At 64.9% G+C, this 15828-nt stretch carries 14 protein-coding genes; 11 read left to right on the forward strand and 3 right to left on the reverse strand.

Annotation, left to right across the window (positions count from 1 at the left end):
- Positions 1-22 precede the first annotated feature (22 nt).
- The 11 genes from paaB to paaZ are packed head-to-tail and all read left to right on the forward strand — an operon-like array spanning position 23 to position 10735.
- A complete protein-coding gene (gene paaB / locus RBA40_RS05435) occupies positions 23-307 on the forward strand; it encodes a 1,2-phenylacetyl-CoA epoxidase subunit PaaB (RefSeq protein WP_054268390.1) in 285 nt (94 codons plus the stop codon).
- A gap of 8 nt (positions 308-315) precedes the next feature.
- On the forward strand, positions 316-1068 hold the full coding sequence (paaC, locus tag RBA40_RS05440; RefSeq protein ID WP_306646582.1) for a 1,2-phenylacetyl-CoA epoxidase subunit PaaC: 753 nt from the start codon (positions 316-318) through the stop codon (positions 1066-1068).
- Entirely contained in the window at positions 1068-1598 is a 531-nt protein-coding gene (gene paaD / locus RBA40_RS05445) for a 1,2-phenylacetyl-CoA epoxidase subunit PaaD (RefSeq protein ID WP_306646584.1), read from the forward strand. Before paaC ends, paaD begins: the two co-directional genes overlap by 1 nt.
- Positions 1599-1605: 7 nt before the next feature.
- Positions 1606-2682 carry a 1,2-phenylacetyl-CoA epoxidase subunit PaaE gene (gene paaE, locus RBA40_RS05450; protein WP_099875136.1) on the forward strand — a complete coding sequence of 359 codons (1077 nt, stop codon included), beginning with the start codon at positions 1606-1608 and terminating at the stop codon, positions 2680-2682.
- Between the two features lie 26 nt (positions 2683-2708).
- Positions 2709-3500, forward strand: a complete 792-nt coding sequence (paaG, locus tag RBA40_RS05455; protein ID WP_306646585.1) for a 2-(1,2-epoxy-1,2-dihydrophenyl)acetyl-CoA isomerase PaaG — start codon at positions 2709-2711, stop codon at positions 3498-3500.
- A 2-nt stretch (positions 3501-3502) separates the two neighbouring features.
- Positions 3503-5050 (forward strand): 3-hydroxyacyl-CoA dehydrogenase PaaH, encoded by a 1548-nt coding sequence (paaH, locus tag RBA40_RS05460; RefSeq protein WP_306646587.1) that lies wholly within the window; start codon positions 3503-3505, stop codon positions 5048-5050.
- 3 nt (positions 5051-5053) lie between these two features.
- Complete coding sequence (gene paaI, locus RBA40_RS05465) at positions 5054-5491, forward strand: hydroxyphenylacetyl-CoA thioesterase PaaI (RefSeq protein ID WP_306646588.1); 438 nt, start codon at positions 5054-5056, stop codon at positions 5489-5491.
- Between the two features lie 10 nt (positions 5492-5501).
- On the forward strand, positions 5502-6818 hold the full coding sequence (gene paaK, locus RBA40_RS05470) for a phenylacetate--CoA ligase PaaK (protein ID WP_306646590.1): 1317 nt from the start codon (positions 5502-5504) through the stop codon (positions 6816-6818).
- 23 nt (positions 6819-6841) lie between these two features.
- Entirely contained in the window at positions 6842-8047 is a 1206-nt protein-coding gene (pcaF, locus tag RBA40_RS05475; RefSeq protein WP_306646789.1) for a 3-oxoadipyl-CoA thiolase, read from the forward strand.
- A gap of 10 nt (positions 8048-8057) precedes the next feature.
- Positions 8058-8654, forward strand: coding sequence for a phenylacetic acid degradation protein PaaY (gene paaY / locus RBA40_RS05480; RefSeq protein ID WP_306646591.1), 597 nt, complete (start codon positions 8058-8060; stop codon positions 8652-8654).
- A gap of 29 nt (positions 8655-8683) precedes the next feature.
- A complete protein-coding gene (gene paaZ / locus RBA40_RS05485; RefSeq protein WP_306646592.1) occupies positions 8684-10735 on the forward strand; it encodes a phenylacetic acid degradation bifunctional protein PaaZ in 2052 nt (683 codons plus the stop codon).
- An 81-nt stretch (positions 10736-10816) separates the two neighbouring features.
- On the opposite strand, the gene RBA40_RS05490 is transcribed toward paaZ, so the two are convergent.
- The 3 genes from RBA40_RS05490 to RBA40_RS05500 form a co-directional block, all read right to left on the reverse strand.
- Entirely contained in the window at positions 10817-12217 is a 1401-nt protein-coding gene (locus RBA40_RS05490) for a DUF1501 domain-containing protein (RefSeq protein WP_306646593.1), read from the reverse strand.
- Positions 12218-12225: 8 nt separating this feature from the next.
- Entirely contained in the window at positions 12226-14355 is a 2130-nt protein-coding gene (locus RBA40_RS05495) for a DUF1800 domain-containing protein (protein ID WP_306646594.1), read from the reverse strand.
- Positions 14356-14601: 246 nt separating this feature from the next.
- A complete protein-coding gene (locus RBA40_RS05500) occupies positions 14602-15825 on the reverse strand; it encodes a M24 family metallopeptidase (protein ID WP_306646596.1) in 1224 nt (407 codons plus the stop codon).
- Between the last annotated feature and the right edge of the window lie 3 nt (positions 15826-15828).

A 15828-nucleotide genomic window follows, 5' to 3' on the forward strand; every position in this document is an offset into this window, starting at 1 on the left:
AGAACCGCACCGGAGAATAAAAATGAGTAAAGAATGGCCCCTGTGGGAAGTCTTCATCCGCAGCCAGCACGGCCTGGCCCACAAGCACGTGGGCAGCCTGCACGCGTCCGACGCCGAAATGGCGGTCAATAACGCGCGCGACGTCTACACGCGCCGCAACGAGGGCGTCTCGATCTGGGTGGTGCGCGCCGCCGACATCGTCGCCAGCAGCCCGGGCGACAAGTCGGCCCTGTTCGAGCCGTCCAACAGCAAAGTCTATCGCCACCCGACCTTCTTCCCGATGCCGGAAGAAGTCAAGAACCTGTGAGCGTGCCTGTGGATCAGAAAATCGAATACCTGCTGCGCCAGGGCGACAATGCCCTGATTCTGTCGCAGCAGCTGTCCAAACTATGCGGCAAAGGTCCGGCGCTCGAAGAAGACATGGCGCTGACCAACGTCGCCCTCGACCTGCTCGGCCAGACCCGCATGTGGCTTACCTATGCCGGCGAACTGGAAGGGCGCGGGCGCACCGAAGACCAGTTGGCCTTCCTGCGCGACGCCCATGACATGCGCTGCTGCCTGATCGTCGAACAGCCCAACGGCAATTACGCCGACACCATGGTGCGCCAGTTTTACTTCGACACCTGGCACTACTTCCTGATGCAGGGGCTGACCAAGTCGGTCGATGGGCGCATCGCGGAGATTGCCGAAAAATCGATCAAGGAAATCACCTACCACCTGCGCCGCAGCGGCGACCTGATCGTGCGCCTCGGCGACGGCACGCTTGAGAGCCACGCCAAGACCCAGGCCGCCGTCAACGAACTGTGGATGTACAGCGGCGAGATGTTCCTCTACGACGCCATCGACGAGGCCATGGTGGAGCAGGGCGTCGCTCCCGCCGCCGACGGCCTGCGCGCGGCCTTCATCGAACACGTATCCGAGATCTTCGCCGAAGCCACGTTGACGATGCCCGATCCGGCAGCGTGGATGCAGCGCGGCGGCAAAACCGGCCGCCACAGCGAGCACCTGGGCTACATCCTGGCCGAAATGCAGTTCCTGCAGCGCTCCTATCCCGGGGCCGAGTGGTAATGGGCACGCAGCCGGCCAGCACGGAACAGGTCTGGGCCTGGCTGGGCGAGGTCAGCGACCCGGAGATCCCGGTGATCTCTGTGGTCGACCTGGGCATCGTGCGCGCCGTCGCGTGGGAAGACGCGACCTGCGTGGTCACCATCACGCCCACGTACTCCGGCTGCCCGGCCATGACGGTGATCGCCGATTCGGTGCGCGATGCGCTGCACAGCCACGGCGTGCCTGAGGTGCGGCTGGTGAACCAGCTTTCGCCCGCCTGGACCACCGACTGGATGAGCGACACCGGCAAGGCCGCGCTGAAAGGCTACGGCATTGCCCCGCCGGCGCAGCAGGCGATCGATATAAGTGGACTGCGCGGCGGCCTGCATTCGGGCGTCAAGCGCGTGGCGGCGCCGAAACTGGTCGTCAGCTGCCCCAATTGCGGTTCAAGCCATACGGAGCTGACCAGCCAATTCGGCTCGACGCCGTGCAAGGCGCTCTACAAGTGCCTGGACTGCCGCGAACCGTTCGATTATTTCAAATGCCACTAAGGCTGTTATGAGCAAATTCTATCCACTGACCGTCGCCAAGGTGCGCAACGAAACGCGCGACACCATCGCCGTCACCTTCGCCGTGCCGGACGAACTGGCCGCCAGCTTCGCCTATCAGCAGGGCCAGCACCTGACGTTGCGCGCGCAGATCGGCGACGAAGACGTGCGCCGCTCCTACTCCATCTGTTCGGCGGTGCAGGATGGCGCGCTGCGCGTGGCCATCAAGCGCACCCAGGGCGGGCTGTTTTCGAGCTGGGCCAATGAACACCTGAAGGTCGGCGCGGTGCTCGACGTGATGCCGCCGATGGGGCACTTCAACGTGCCGCTGGCGGCGGATAACGCGCGCCATTACGTCGCCTTTGCGGCCGGCAGCGGCATCACGCCGATCCTGTCGATCATCAAGACCACCCTCCTGACCGAACCGAAAAGCCGTTTCACGCTCTTCTACGGGAACCGCGCCTCGTCGTCCGTCATCTTCAAGGAAGAACTGACCGACCTCAAAGACAGCTACATGGAGCGCCTCAACCTGGCCTACGTGATGAGCCGCGAGCAGCAGGACATCGAACTGTTCAACGGCCGCATCACCAAGGAAAAGTGCGAGCAGTTCATCAAGCACTGGATTCGCATCGAGGATATCGACATCGCCTTCATCTGCGGCCCGGAAGACATGATGCACGGCGTTTCGGCGGCGCTGCAGGAAGCCGGCATGCCGAAACAGAATATCAAGGTGGAGCTATTCGCCGCCAGCATTCCGAAGCACCAGCACAAGCCGCGCCAGTTCGACGCGCTGGTGCGCAACGAGACCGAGGTCACCGTCATTTTGGACGGCAACCACACCAGCTTCACGATGGACAAGGACAAGGAATCCATCCTCGACGCCGGCCTGCGCGCCGGCATCGACATGCGCTACTCGTGCAAGGGTGGCGTGTGCTCGACCTGCCGCTGCAAGCTGCTCGACGGTAAGGTCGACATGGACGTGAACTACGCGCTGGAAGACTACGAAATCGCGCGCGGTTTCGTGTTGAGCTGCCAGAGCTTCCCGGTGACAGACAAAGTGGTCGTCGATTTCGACCAGCACGAATAATCCAACCCAAAAGAACAGGACGCGCCATGAACTACGAAAACATCAAGTTCCAGATCGAGCACGGCATCGCCACCCTGACCCTGAACCGCCCCGACAAGCTCAATAGCTTCACGCAGGCGATGCACCTGGAGGTGCGTTCCGCGCTGGCCGCGGTGCAGGCCGACCCCACGGTGCGCGTGCTGCTGCTGACCGGCGCCGGGCGCGGTTTCTGCGCCGGCCAGGATTTGTCGGACCGCGCGGTGGAACCGGGGGCCGAAGGCGTGGACCTGGGCCACTCGGTCGAAACCTACTACGCACCACTGGTGATGACCCTGCGCTCGCTGCCGATGCCGGTCATCTGCGCCGTCAACGGGGTGGCCGCCGGCGCGGGCGCGAACCTGGCGCTGGCCTGCGATATCGTGCTGGCTGCCAAATCGGCCAGCTTCGTCGAAGTGTTCTGCAAACTGGGCCTCATTCCCGACACCGGCGGCACCTGGCACCTTCCGCGCCTGGTTGGCCACGCGCGCGCCATGGGCATGGCCATGCTGGGTGAAAAAATCCCGGCCGAACTGGCCGAGCAATGGGGCCTGATCTGGAAGGCCGTTGCCGACACCGCCCTGATGGACGATGCGATGGCCATGGCCGAACACTTCGCCGTGGCTCCGACCAAAGGCCTGGCTTTCACCAAGCGCGCCATCCAGGCCAGCTACGCCAACAGCTTGCCCGAGCAGCTCAAGCTGGAAGGCGAGATGATGCGCGAACTCGGTTACAGCCATGATTACCGCGAAGGCGTGACCGCCTTCATCGAAAAGCGCACGCCGCACTTCATGGGGGAATGAGCATGGCAGCACTGGAACAAGGCAGCATCGTCGCCGTCATCGGCAGTGGCGCCATGGGCGCCGGCATCGCGCAGGTGGCAGCCGCCGCCGGCTATCCGGTCAAGCTGTTCGACACGCGCCCCGGCGCGGTCGAGAAGGCGATTGCCGATATCGGCAAGGTGTACACGACGCTGGTGGAAAAAGGCCGCATGAGCGGCGAGGCGGCGATTGCGGCGCGTGCGCGCCTGCACAGCGTGGCGACCCTGAAAGAAGTCGATGACGCGGCCCTGGTGGTCGAAGCCATCGTCGAGAACCTGGATGTGAAGCGCATGCTGTTCGCCGACCTTGAGAACGTGGTCGGCGACGACTGCATTTTGGCGACCAACACTTCGTCGATTTCGGTTACGGCGATTGCCGCGCAGCTGCGCCGCCCGCAACGCCTGGTCGGCATGCACTTCTTTAATCCGGTCCCGCTGATGGCGCTGGTGGAAGTGATCAGCGGTCTGGCCACCGATCCGGCTGTCGCCGCGACGGTGTACGCCACCGCCGCCGCCTGGGGCAAGAACCCGGTGCACGCCAAGTCCACGCCGGGTTTCATCGTCAACCGCGTGGCGCGCCCGTTCTACGCCGAAGGCCTGCGCCTGTTGCAGGAGCAGGCCGCCGATGCCGCCACCCTGGACGCGATCATGCGCGACTGCGGCGGCTTTCGCATGGGGCCATTCGAGCTGATGGACCTGATCGGGCATGACGTCAATTTTTCGGTCACGCAGTCGGTGTTCAACGCCTACTTCGGCGACCCGCGCTTTACGCCGTCGGTGCTGCAGCAGGAAATGGTCAACGCCGGCTTCTTCGGGCGCAAATCGGGCCGCGGCTTTTATCAGTACGGCGAGGGCGCGGCCAAGGCGGCGGCCAGCCAGGAGGCGGCGCACGCGCGGCCGGAAGTGGTCAGCATCAGCATCGACGCCGACGTGCCGGACACCGTGACGCATCCGCTGGAGCAGCGCCTCGCCGGTGCCGGCTTCACGGTCGGCCACCGCAAGCCGCTGCCGAATGCGGGCGAAAACGAGGCACCGGCTTTCCACTGCAATGGCGCCGCCATCTTCCTCACCGACGGTCGCAGCGCCACCGAGCGCGCCAGCGCCAACCGCCATCCGGACACGGTGCTGTTCGACCTCGCGCTCGATTACGGCAAGGCCACCCGCATCGCCCTGGCGCGCGCCGACCAGTGCAGCGATGCAGCCTGGAACGCGGCGGTCGGCCTGTTCCAGGCGGCCGGCTTCGTGGTTACGCGGCTGGACGACGTGCCGGGCATGGCGGTCATGCGCACCGTCGCCATGCTCGCCAACGAAGCGGCCGACGCGGTCAACCAGGGCGTGTGCACCGTCCAGGCGGTCGACATCGCGATGCAGAAGGGCGTCAACTACCCGCGCGGGCCGCTGGCCTGGGCCAATGCGGTCGGCATCGCGCATATCGTGAGCGTGCTGGCCAACCTGGCGGCCGTGTATGGCGAAGACCGCTACCGCGTCTCGCCGCTGCTGCGCCGCAAACTCGCCAATGGAAGCGGCTTCTGATCCATGCAAATTGACCCTCAGGCGCTGGCCGAACTGGCCGGCAAAACGATGTTCGAGCGCGATCCCGCCAGCCAGGCGCTCGGCATGCTGCTCGCCGACATCCGTCCCGGCTACGCGCGCATGACGATGCCGGTGCGCTCCGACATGCTCAATGGGCACCAGACCTGCCACGGCGGCTACATCTTCATGCTGGCCGACAGCGCCTTTGCCTTCGCCTGCAATTCGCACAACCTGAACACGGTGGGCGCGGGCTGCACCATCGATTACCTGGCCCCGGGCCGCGAAGGCGACCTGCTGACGGCCGAAGCGACCGAGCAGGCGCTGGCCGGTAAAACCGGCGTGTATGACATCAAGGTCACCAACCAGGACGGCCGCACGGTCGCCCTGTTCCGCGGCAAATCGCACCGCGTGGCCGGCAACGTGGCCGAACTTCCTCAATAAGGAGAACAGCATGGTCCAACGCACGCCCGCTCCCGGCGACCTGGAGCCGATCGAACGCGCCAGCCGCGACGAACTGCAAGCGCTGCAGCTCGAACGCATGAAATGGTCGCTCAGGCACGCCTACGACAACGTGCCGCATTACCGCGCCGCGTTCGACGCCGCCGGCGTGCATCCGGACGACCTGCGCACGCTGGCGGACCTGGCCAGGTTCCCGTTCACCGACAAGAAAACCCTGCGCGACAATTATCCCTTCGGCCTGTTCGCGGTCCCGCGCGAGAAGGTGGTGCGCATCCATGCCTCGTCCGGCACCACCGGCAAGGCGACCGTGGTGGGTTACACGCAAAAGGACATCGACACCTGGGCCAACGTGGTGGCGCGCTCGATCCGCGCCGCCGGCGCTCGTGCGGGCGACATGGTGCATGTCTCGTACGGTTATGGCCTCTTCACCGGCGGGCTGGGTGCGCATTACGGCGCCGAGCGGCTGGGCTGCACCGTGATCCCGATGTCGGGCGGGCAGACCGAAAAACAGGTGCAGTTGATCTGCGACTTCAAGCCCGACATCATCATGGTCACGCCGTCGTACATGTTGAACATCATCGAGGAATTCACGCGCCAGGGGCTCGATCCGGCGGCGTCGTCGCTGAAGGTCGGTATTTTCGGCGCGGAGCCATGGACCGACGCCATGCGCGGCGAAATCGAACGGCGCGCCGGCATCGACGCGGTCGATATCTATGGCCTGTCCGAAGTGATGGGGCCGGGCGTGGCCAGCGAGTGCATCGAGAGCAAGGACGGTCCGGTGATCTGGGAAGACCATTTCTATCCCGAGGTGATCGATCCGGATACCGGCGAAGTGCTGCCCGACGGCGCCGAGGGCGAACTGGTGTTCACCTCGCTCACCAAGGAAGCGCTGCCGATCATCCGCTACCGCACGCGCGACCTCACGCGCCTGCTGCCGCCGACCTCGCGCGCGATGCGCCGCATGGGCAGAATCACGGGCCGCTCGGATGACATGCTGATCATCCGCGGCGTGAACGTATTCCCCAGCCAGATCGAAGAACTGATCCTCCAGATGCCGCAACTCGCTCCCCATTACCAGCTGGTGGTCTCGCGCGACGGCCATCTGGACAAGCTCGACGTGGTGGCCGAACTGCGCGACGGGTCATCATCCCCGGATGCCGTGGCGGCCCTGGCGCGCGAGCTCGAACACCGTATCAAGACCTACGTGGGCGTGAGCACGCGGGTGAACCTGCTGCCGGCAAACGGCATCGAGCGCACCCTGACCGGCAAGGCCCGGCGCGTGATCGACCAGCGCCCGAAATCGAATTGAATCAAGGAGCACCTGTGAGCAAACTGACTGACGCCTTTATCTGCGACGCCATCCGTACCCCGTTCGGCCGCTACGGCGGATCGCTTTCCGGCGTGCGCGCCGACGACCTGGCCGCGCTGCCGATCGCCGCCCTGATCGCGCGCAATCCCGGCGTGGACTGGACGGCCGTGGACGACTTGTACTTCGGCTGCGCCAACCAGGCCGGCGAAGACAACCGCAACGTGGCCCGCATGGCCGCGCTGCTGGCCGATCTGCCGCCGGAAGTCCCGGCCAGCACCATCAACCGACTGTGCGGCTCCAGCCTGGACGCCGTCGGCATTGCGGCGCGCGCCATCAAGGCCGGCGAAGCGAACCTGATCATTGCCGGCGGGGTGGAGAGCATGACGCGCGCGCCTTTCGTCCTGGGCAAGGCCGACAGCGCGTTTTCGCGCGCGGCCAGGATCGAAGACACGACCATGGGCTGGCGCTTCGTCAACCCGCTCATGAAAGCAAAATACGGCATCGATTCGATGCCCGAAACGGCCGAAAACGTGGCGCAGGAATTTAACATCAGCCGCGCCGACCAGGATGCGTTTGCCCTACGCAGCCAGCAGCGCTGGGCCGCCGCCCATGCCGCCGGGGTGTTCAAGGATGAGATCGTTCCCGTCACCATCCCCCAGAAAAAGGGCGACGCGCGGGTGTTCGACACCGACGAGCATCCGCGTCCCGATACCAGCATCGAGATGCTGGCCAAGCTCAAAGGCGTGGTCACCCCAAGCGGCACCGTCACCGCCGGCAACGCCTCGGGCATCAACGATGGCGCCTGCGCCCTCCTGATCGCCTCCGGCAGCGCCGCCGAACGCTTTGGCCTGACGCCGCGCGCGCGCATCGTCGGCATGGCCATGGCGGGTCTGGCGCCGCGCATCATGGGTTTCGGGCCGTCGCCGGCCACCAAAAAGGTACTGGCAATGACCGGCCTGTCCATCGGCCAGATGGACGTGATCGAACTCAATGAAGCTTTTGCCGCGCAGGGCCTGGCGGTCACGCGCGACCTGGGCCTGGCCGACGACGCCGCGCATGTGAACCCGAACGGCGGCGCCATCGCCATCGGCCACCCGCTGGGCGCCTCGGGCGCGCGCCTGGTGCTGGCCGCCGTGAACCAGTTGCACCGCACGGGCGGGCGCTATGCGCTGTGCACGATGTGCATCGGCGTCGGGCAGGGCATTGCCCTCGTCATCGAAAAAGTATAAGGTGCGCGCCATGGTCAAGGTCTACGCAATCAATGGCGTCACGCCGGTGGTCCACCCGAGTGCCTACGTGCACCCGAGCGCGGTGCTGATCGGCGACGTGATCGTCGGCCCGCGCTGCTACGTCGGCCCGCTGGCATCGATGCGTGGCGACTTCGGGCGGCTGATCCTCGAAGAAGGCGCGAACCTGCAGGATACCTGCGTCATGCACGGCTTCCCCGGCGAAGACACGGTGGTCGAAGTCGATGGCCACATCGGCCACGGCGCCGTGCTGCACGGCTGCCGCATCAAGCGCAACGCCATGGTCGGCATGAACGCCGTCGTGATGGACCGCGCCGTGGTGGGCGAGGAATCGGTCGTCGCCGCGATGAGTTTTGTGAAGGCCGGCATGGTGATCCCGCCGCGCAGCATGGTCATGGGCACGCCGGCGCGTATCATGCGCGAACTGACGGACAAGGAAATCAGCTGGAAAAGCTTCGGCACGAAGCAGTACCACGACCTGGCAGTGCGTTCAATGGAAACGATGCGCGAAGTGGAGGCCCTGACCGAAGTCGAGCCGAACCGCGCACGCATCGATCTTGGCCCGGACATGCACGCCCCCAAAGAATAGAACAGAACCGAGAATTAGGAGAAGACACCATGCAAACCATATCGACCCTGCAAAGCCTGATCGGCGGGCGCTGGCTCGGCGCCGAAGCGTCGGTGCCGCTGCACAGCGCACTCAATAACAGCCTGATTTATCACACCCACGCCGAAAAAATCGACTTCGACGAGGCAGTGACCTACGCGCGCAGCACCGGCGTGCCAGCCCTGATGTCGCTCGACTTCCAGAAGCGCGCCGCCTGCCTCAAATCGCTGGCGCTGTATCTGATGGAGCGCAAGGAAGAGCTGTACGCCATCTCGCACCTGACCGGCGCCACCCGCCCGGACAGCTGGGTCGATATCGAAGGCGGCATCGGCACCTTGTTCGCCTACGCCAGCATGGGCAGCCGCGAACTCCCGTCGAGCAATGTGCTGCACGAAGGCCCGGCGCTCGCCCTCGGCAAGAACGGCGGCTTCGCCGGCACCCACATCCTGGTGCCGCGTGGCGGCCTGGCGGTGCACATCAACGCCTTCAACTTCCCGATCTGGGGCCTGCTGGAAAAATTCGCGCCGAGTTTTCTCGCGGCGATGCCGTGCATCGGCAAGCCGGCCACCGCCACCAGCTACCTGACCGAAGCCGTGGTGCGCATGATGGACGATTCCGGCCTGCTGCCGAAAGGCGCGCTGCAACTGGTCATCGGCAGCACCGGCGACCTGCTCGACCGCCTGACCGGCGCCGATGTGGTCACCTTTACCGGGTCGGCCGACACCGCCGCCAAGCTGCGCGTGAACAAGAACCTGATCGCCCATTCGGTGCCGTTCACCGCCGAGGCGGATTCGCTCAACTGCGCCATCCTGGGGCCGGACGTGACCCCCGACGATGTGGAGTTCGACCTGTTCGTCAAGGAAGTCGCGCGCGAAATGACCGGCAAGGCCGGCCAGAAGTGCACCGCGATCCGCCGCATCATCGTGCCCAAGCAGCACGTGGAAGCGGTCGGCGAGCGCCTGCGCGAGCGCCTGGCGAAGATCGTCGTGGGCGACCCGTCGGTGAAAGAGGTGCGCATGGGCGCACTGGCATCGATGGACCAGCACCGCGATGTCAGCGAGCGGGTCGAGATGCTCGCGCGCGGCAACGAGATCCTGTTCGGCGCCAAGGATGGTTTCAATCCGGTGGGCGAGGGCGCGGCCAATGGCGCCTTCTTCTCGCCGACCCTGCTGCTGTGCCGTGACGGCATGAGCAACGATGCCGTGCACGATATCGAAGCCTTCGGCCCGGTCAGCACGATGATGACCTATTCGGATCTGGATGAGGCGCTGGCGCTGGCCGCGCGCGGCAAGGGAAGCCTGGTCAGCACCTTGGTGACCAAGGATACGGCCATTGCGGCGCGCGCGGTGCCGGTGGCGGCGGCCACGCACGGCCGCGTGCTGGTGCTGGAGCGCGAAGCGGCTGTCGATTCGACCGGTCACGGTTCGCCCCTGCCGCAGTTGAAGCACGGCGGTCCGGGACGGGCCGGGGGCGGCGAGGAGCTGGGCGGCATCCGCGCGGTGCGCCACTTCCTGCAGCGCGCCGCGGTACAGGGTTCGCCGACCATGCTGGCGGCGATCACGGGCGAGTACGTGCGCGGCGCGGCCGTGCGCGAGGAATCCCTGCACCCGTTCCGCAAATATTTCGAGGAACTGCAGATGGGCGACTCGCTGCTCACGCACCGGCGCACGGTGAGCGAGGCCGATATCGTCAACTTCGGCGGGATATCGGGCGACTATTTTTACATGCACTTCGACGAGATCGCGGCCAAGGATTCGCAGTTCGGCAAGCGCATTGCGCACGGCTACTTTGTGCTGTCGGCGGCGGCGGGGCTGTTTGTGTCGCCGGCACCGGGGCCGGTGCTGGCCAACTACGGGCTCGATAATCTGCGCTTTATCACGCCGGTGGCCATTGGCGACACGATCCGCGCGCGCTTGACGTGCAAGCGCAAGGTGGATCGCAACCGCACCGACGACAAGGGCGTGGGGCAGGGCGTGGTGGCGTGGGATGTGCAGGTCACCAATCAGAATGACGAACTGGTGGCCAGTTATGACATTCTGACGCTGGTGATGAAGAAGGGGTGATTGGCTCTAGCCGTCGTTCCTGCCATTGGCAGAAACGACTTTCTGGCAGTGCCAGGAACGACTTACTTGCGGTTTGTGGCCTTACACGAACCCGAGGTTACGCGTACTGGCGTTGTAATTCCCCAGATTCGGCAGCAACGCCAGCAATTCGCTGTTCGACACCCCCAGCCACGCGCCCATCGTGGCGGCGAACTGGTCGACCGACGTGGTCGGCAGCAAACGCCCCTGGCCGACATCATCCGGTCCGCCATTGGCCACCACCGGCGCGGTGCCGTAAAAGCGCTTGCCCTTGACCGCGCCACCCATCACGAAGTGCATGCTGCCCCAGCCATGATCGGAGCCGTCGGCATTGCCCGCCATCGTGCGTCCGAAGTCGGACGCGGTGAACGTGGTCACCTTCTCGGCCACGCCCAGTTCCACCGTCGCCGCGTAAAACGCCGCCATCGCGTCGCCCAGTTTGGTCATCAGCGCCGGGTGATTGGTCAGCATGCCGTCGTGCGTGTCGAAGCCGCCCATGGAAACGAAAAACACTTGCCGTTTCGCACCCAGGGTCGGGCCGGCGGCGATCATGCGCGCAACCAGTTTCAGCTGGTCGCCCAGGTTGTTCGCGGTCGGGAACGCCGTTTTCGGCGCCGGCGTCGAGCTCAGGGCACCGGTCAGCACTTCATTGGCTTCGATCGACCGCTTGCCGATGCGGTTGTATTCGTTTTCCAGCATGTGAGTGCGCTGCTGCGTCATCAACGTGCGCAGTGCCGCCGAGGAACTTGCCGAGCCGAACAACGGATTCTTGAGTCCCGCCAGCGGCACCGAACCACTGGTCGATACCTGGTATTGCACCGCCGTATTACCCGACAAGAACACGGCATTGTTCGAGACATTGATGCAGGTAAAGGTCGAATGCGTATTGCTCGCCTGGAACAGGTCACCGATGCGGCCGCCCCAGCCGGAGGTGGCCCCTTCCGGCGACGACGACTGGAATACCGATTGCTGGTCGTTGTGCGAAAAAAGTTTTGGCGGCAGGCGGCCGGACTTGTTGGTGAACTGGAGCTTGGTGGTCGGCTGTACCAGATTGCCCACGTTCAGCATCACGGCCAGTTTTCCGTCGTTAAACAGCGGGACCAGCGGCGCCAGGGCGGGAGCCAGGGCGTACTGGTGCTGAAAGCCGGCCGAGTCCACCGGCACCACGGTCGGGTTCAGCGCAGTCGCGGCCAGCGCGGCGCGGCTGTGCGCGAAGTTGGGGCGGAACGACTGATACTTCGCGTGGCTGTCGGGATCGTAGGGCGTGACGGTATTGGCATAGTCGTTGCCGCCGTACAGAAACACGCAGACCAGCGCCTTGTAATCGGTGGCCGTGGCGGCACTCGCCTCGGCCATGGCGGCGACGTTGATTGCCCACGGCGCGGCAACGCCGGCGACCGACAGCGCGGAAGCGCGTTGTAAAAAGGCGCGGCGCGATGCGTTGGTTCCATTTTTATTTTGCATGGCTGCTCCTATTTCTGGACGATGAATTCGGGGGATGCCAGCACCAGCACCAGAGCGGCGTAGATGCGGTTCAGGCGGGCGGCGTTGGTTCCTTTGGGCATGGAATCGATCCCGCCCCTGATCAGGTTGGTTGTCGCCGGCGCCAGTTGTCCCGCCACCAGCACCAGATTCAGCTCGTCCACGAGGGTATCGGCCACATCGGCCATCGGCAGCAGGGCGCTGTAGTCGGCCTTGACGTCGCCCACGCCCTTGCTGACCACGGTCTGCATATAGTTGATATAGCCGACCACGGTCGATTCATTGGTGATCTGAAACTCCGGCGCGACCATGCGCGCATTGGCGATGGCGCTGTTGGGCGGTACGTAGCCCGGACGGAAGAAATTGAACACCGTGCCGGAGCGGCCGGGACTTTGTCCCAGACGCGTGGCGGGGTCGGATGTGTTGCCGATCGCCCAGGCGTCCGTCGCCGAGTTGGCCTTGAACGCGCGCGCCCACGCCGTAAAGCGCAGCACCGGTTCGCGCAGCTTGCCGAAGTTGGGGTCGCTTAGCCGGCTGGCGCTGCGCGCTTCGCTGTCGAGCAGGATGGCGGACACGACCTTGGCCAGGTTGCCCTTGACGCCGTTATTATCGCTATTGAACACGGCGCTGACCCTGGTCACGTAGGCGGGCGAAGGATTGCTGCACACCAGGCGCTGGATCAACTGGCGGCTGATGAACGGGCCCACGTTCGGATGGGCGAAGATGGTGTCGAGCGCGCGGGTGAGGCTGGTCAGGCCGTCGGTGCCGGCGGCAATGCTACTGCCCAGGAAATTCTTGGCGCCCGTTTCATGGCGGTTGGCGGCCACGATCATCGGGCGGCGCTTGTATTCCGGCGAATTGTTGTCGGCGCCGGCCATGTCGTAATTCCAGCCGGTGAACACGCGGGCCAGGCCGGTGATGTCTTCCAGGGTATAGGTTTCCTGCTGCAAGCCGCCGTTGAGCTTGGGCGTGCCGTCGTTGTTCAGCTGCACCAGGCCGATGGTAAACAGCTGCATGACTTCGCGCGCGTAGTTTTCATCGGGCAGGGCGCCGGTGGCCGGATTGAACTTGACGTTGCCGCGATAGGTCAGATATTCGCCCATCGGTGCGCTCAGCGATACGTGCTGGAGCAAGGTACGGTAGTTGCCGAAGGCATGCGTTTCCAGCAAGTCCATGTGGGCGGCGCTGGAAAAATTACTCCAGCTTGCGTTGAAACCGCTCAGGGACGCAACCAGGATTTCGGACAGTGCAAGGGTGACGCGCTGGCGCAGGGTGTCGGGCGAGACCACCATCTTGCGCCAGAAAGCGGCATCGTGGCCGGCTTCGGAGTTCTTGGATTCGGCGCCGTTCAATTTCTTTGCGACCAGGTAATCCCAGCGCGACTGAGACCGCGGCATGGCTATCTGTTCGTTGATCCAGCCGGCGTAGCCCAACTGCTGCACCCGGGCGATTTGCTCGCGCGTGGCGCCCATCGACGCCTGCGCCAGGAAGCGCGAGGCTTCGGCGACGCCGATTTTTTCCACCGGCGTGGGGGTAGGGGTTGGTGTTGGCGTCGCTGTTGGCGTCGGGGTTGGCGTCGGCGTCGGCGTCGGCGTCGGGGTTGGCGTGGGTGTCGGAGCGGCCGGGCCTGGGGCAGTCGGCGTCGGCGCGGTCGGCGTCGGGACGGTCTGGGTCGGTGTCGGTACGGCCGGCGTTGGTGTCGGCGCAGTCGGTGTCGGTGTCGGAACGTTTGGTGCCGGCGTCGGGACAGCCGGTGTCGTACCCGCCGGCGTCGGAACAGTTGGTGCCGGGACAGCCGGCGTCGGAACAGTCGGCGCAGGACCGGCCGGCGTTGGTACTATCGGGGTCGGAACGGGTGTCGGCGCCGGGATCGGCACGTTCGGGGCCGGCATGGTCGATCCGGGCAGAATCATCGGCGGCGCAGCCGGCGCAGGCGAGCTGCCGCCGCCGCAGGCCGCCAGGACCGCGCTCGACAATAACGCGGTGGTGGCCGTGGCCACGGAAACGCCCGATCTTCCTTCATCGCCAGCAACATCAAGCTGGATGGTTGACATGTGTTCGTCCAGATCGACGGCAGCGTCGGTCGCGACGTCTGCGTCGAGTACTTGTTGCTCTTGCATGAAATTATCCCGGTGTGTCCACAACCAGAGATAGTAGATGATTAGCGGAAACAAATAAACGTGGAGGTTTGTTTATTTTGTAACAACCCAGCGTTTTTATACTTCTTTGCAACACTGTTTCATGCAGGGCGGGTCGAAAGCGATGAAGCCTGAACAGCCAGTAAAGGACATTGTATTGTCCGCAATGCACTATTTCATGTGGCGCCGGACCGCCATTGTGGCGTCCGGCGCGCGGGCAGGGCGGCTTCAGCGGCCCATGCCGAACGGATCGTCGATCGTGTGCGCCGGTTCCGTGAACCACTTCGGTCCTGTCTCCGTCATATAGAAGTGGTCTTCATGGCGCACGCCGAATTCGCCCGGAATGCAGATCATCGGCTCATTCGAGAAGCACATGCCGACGTCGAGCGGCGTGCTGTCGCTGCCGACCAGGTAAGGCCATTCGTGGATATCCATGCCGATGCCGTGGCCGGTGCGGTGCGGCAGGCCGGGCAGCTTGTAGCCGGGGCCGAAGCCGTTCGCCTCGAGCGAGGCACGCGCGGCCGCATCGACCTCGCGGCACGGCACGCCCAGTTGCGCGGCCGCGAACGCGGCCAGCTGCGCCGCCTTTTCCGCATTCCACACAAAGCGCTGGCGCTCGCTGATCTCGCCAAAAACGTAGGTGCGGGTGATGTCCGAGATATAGCCATGCAGCTGGCAGCCGGTATCGATCAGCACCACGTCGCCCGGCTTCAGGGTCTGCGCATAACTGACGCCGTGCGGATAAGCGGTCGCCTCGCCGAACAGCACGATGCAAAAATACGACCCTGGCGCACCAACCTTGCGGTGCGCGCGCGCGATAAAGTCGCTCACCTCCACCGTGGTGATCCCTTCATGCAGGATGCTGGCGGCGGCCTTGTGCACTTCGAGCGTCATGTCCTTCACGCGCTGCATCAGGGCGATTTCGGCGGGCGACTTGCGGGAGCGGCAGAACGCCGTGACGGTTTTGGCGTTTTCCAGCGCATAGCCCGCCGCCAGCGGGGCAATGCCGTCGGCGATGAAGAAAGCGGCGCTCTCGCAAATGCCGATACGCGGCGGCGCGGCCGCATCGGGCGCGATGCCCATGCGGCCCAACACGTCGACGAACAGCTGGTAGGGGCTCTCGTGCTCCTCCCAGCAATTGACCTTGCCCTTGACCAGCATGAAGTCGGTCAGCGAGCCTTCCTCGAACACCGGCGCGATATATTCGAGCGCGCCGCTGGCGGGCAGGATGGCGCCCACCATGCGTTCGCTGGCGTACCACTTGGTGCCCGTGAAGTAGCGCATGTTGGTGCCCGCGTTCAGGAACACCGCGCTGATGCCCTGCGCGCGCATGAATGCCTGGGCCTTGCCGATGCGCTGCTCGTGTTCTTCCTTGCCGATCGGCTCAAGGCCGCCGCTCATGTCGGACAAGGCGGCCAGCGCCTCGTCCATGCTTTTGCCACCAATATTCATTGC

This window comes from Massilia pseudoviolaceinigra, assembly GCF_030846505.1.
Taxonomy (GTDB): domain Bacteria; phylum Pseudomonadota; class Gammaproteobacteria; order Burkholderiales; family Burkholderiaceae_D; genus Telluria_A; species Telluria_A violaceinigra.